Annotated in this window: 1 rRNA gene; it reads right to left on the bottom strand. The window is 52.1% G+C overall.

From position 1 onward, the window contains the following. Nucleotides 1–95 precede the first annotated feature (95 nt). Nucleotides 96–2,926, bottom strand: a 23S ribosomal RNA gene (locus PP182_RS20975). Between the last annotated feature and the right edge of the window lie 132 nt (nt 2,927–3,058).

Here is a 3,058-nt window from a genome sequence, read left to right on the forward strand (position 1 = left end):
ACCTTAAAAAAAGGAAGCACGATGCTTTTGCAAAGAGGAAAGAAAGTTTAGAAAAAAGGAGTGCTCCCTCCCGTCCAAGGACGGGAAGGGGCGTTATGCGCAAGCCTGACGGGCAATTAGTACCACTCGGCTGCGTACATTGCTGCACTTCCACCTATGGCCTATCGACGTGGTCATCTCCCACGGCCCTTTAAAGAAATCTCATCTTGTGGCGGGTTTCGCGCTTATATGCTTTCAGCGCTTATCCCGTCCCGACATAGCTACCCAGCGATGCCCCTGGCGGGACAACTGGTGCACCAGCGGTCGGTCCAACCCGGTCCTCTCGTACTAGGGTCAGCTCCACTCAAATTTCTAACGCCCGCAGTAGATAGAGACCGAACTGTCTCACGACGTTCTGAACCCAGCTCGCGTGCCACTTTAATGGGCGAACAGCCCAACCCTTGGGACCTTCTCCAGCCCCAGGATGTGACGAGCCGACATCGAGGTGCCAAACCCCCCCGTCGATATGAGCTCTTGGGGGAGATCAGCCTGTTATCCCCGGCGTACCTTTTATCCTTTGAGCGATGGCCCTTCCATGCGGAACCACCGGATCACTATGCTCTTGTTTCCAACCTGGTCGACCTGTATGTCTCTCAGTCAAGCGCCCTTGTGCCATTGCACTCTACACACGATTGCCAACCGTATTGAGGGCACCTTTAGAAGCCTCCGTTACTCTTTTGGAGGCGACCACCCCAGTCAAACTACCCACCACGCACTGTTCCCTCTAAAGAGGGTTAGGCCCCGATCAAACAAAGGCTGGTATTTCAACAACGGCTCCCCCACGCCTGGCGACGCAGGTTCAAAGCCTCCCAGCTATCCTACACATTGTTTGACCAAGGTCAATACGAAGCTATAGTAAAGGTGCACGGGGTCTTTTCGTCCCACTGCGGGTAACCGGCATCTTCACCGATACTACAATTTCACCGAGCTCATGGCCGAGACAGTGTCCAGATCGTTGCACCATTCGTGCAGGTCGGAACTTACCCGACAAGGAATTTCGCTACCTTAGGACCGTTATAGTTACGGCCGCCGTTTACCGGGGCTTCAGTTCAACGCTTCTCCCCGAAGGAATGACGTCTCCCCTTAACCTTCCGGCACCGGGCAGGTGTCAGGCCCTATACTTCTTCTCTCGAATTTGCAGAGCCCTGTGTTTTTGATAAACAGTCGCCTGGACCTCTTCACTGCGGCCCCCCATAAGGGGGCGACCCTTCTCCCGAAGTTACGGGTCTATTTTGCCTAGTTCCTTAGCCATGAATCTCTCGAGCGCCTTAGAATACTCATCCCGACCACCTGTGTCGGTTTACGGTACGGGCCGCCTCGCTTGCTTTTCTTGGAAGTCGATACTCTGGATTATCACCTTGGCCGTAGCCTCGGTGTACTATCGGGGCGTTACCGCTCCCTTCAACGTGCAATTCCGTCTGCACGCACCAAATTCTCGCCTCCGTCACTTTTAGCGCGGGCGGGTACGGGAATATTAACCCGTTGTCCATCCACTGCCCCTTTCGGGTTCGCGTTAGGTCCCGACTGACCCCCAGCTGATTAGCATAGCTGGGGAAACCTTGGTCTTTCGGCGTGCGGGTTTCTCGCCCGCATTATCGTTACTTATGCCTACATTTTCGTTTGTAGCCGCTCCAGCATCCCTCGCAGGTACACCTTCAACGCAACTACAATGCTCCCCTACCCCTTGTATAAATACAAAGCCATGGCTTCGGTAATATGCTTATGCCCGATCATTATCCATGCGGAACCGCTCGACCAGTGAGCTGTTACGCACTCTTTAAATGAATGGCTGCTTCCAAGCCAACATCCTGGCTGTCAATGCAGTTCCACCGCGTTTTGTCAACTTAGCATATATTTGGGGACCTTAGCCGATGGTCCGGGTTCTTTCCCTCTCGGACATGGACCTTAGCACCCATGCCCTCACTGCGTTACATCATTTCATAGCATTCGGAGTTTGTCAGGAATTGGTAGGCGGTGAAGCCCCCGCATCCAATCAGTAGCTCTACCTCTATGAAACTAATAACACGCTGCACCTAAATGCATTTCGGGGAGTACGAGCTATTTCCGAGCTTGATTGGCCTTTCACCCCTACCCACAGGTCATCCCAAGACTTTTCAACGTCAACGGGTTCGGTCCTCCACTATGTGTTACCACAGCTTCAACCTGCCCATGGGTAGATCGCACGGTTTCGCGTCTACTACTACTGACTAAAGCGCCCTATTAAGACTCGCTTTCGCTACGGCTCCGTCCCTAAAGGACTTAACCTTGCCAGTAAAAGTAACTCGTAGGCTCATTATGCAAAAGGCACGCCGTCACCCCGAAGGGCTCCGACCGCTTGTAAGCGTATGGTTTCAGGATCTATTTCACTCCGTTGTTCACGGTTCTTTTCACCTTTCCCTCACGGTACTGGTTCACTATCGGTCTCTCAGGAGTATTTAGCCTTGGCGGATGGTCCCGCCAGATTCATACAGGGTTTCACGTGCCCCGCACTACTCAGGATACCACTATCTGAATGCTCTTTGCCTATACCGGGCTATCACCGTCTATGGCCGCTCTTTCCAAAGCGTTCTAGTTCATCGCACATCGAACAGCGTGGTCCTACAACCCCGTTATTGCCGAAACAACAACGGTTTGGGCTAATCCGGTTTCGCTCGCCGCTACTACCGGAATCACTTTTGTTTTCTCCTCCTCCGGCTACTTAGATGTTTCAGTTCACCGGGTTTGCTTGCTTTCGCATGACATGTCTTCAACATGCCGGGTTGCCCCATTCGGATATCCGCGGATCATATCGTGTGTGCCGATCCCCGCAGCTTTTCGCAGCTTATCACGTCCTTCGTCGCCTCTGAGAGCCTAGGCATTCCCCATACGCCCTTTTCCAGCTTGTCGCCTTTCCTTTTGTTCTATTCTATTCTATTCGTACTCTTTACTTTATTATAAAGATTCGTGTTTCTTTCTTTTTAGGTATATACAAATGGCAAAAAACCAAATGTATTCCCTGTTCCAATATGTCAATGAACTT

This window comes from Maribacter sp. PR1, assembly GCF_028464145.1.
Lineage (GTDB): Bacteria > Bacteroidota > Bacteroidia > Flavobacteriales > Flavobacteriaceae > Maribacter.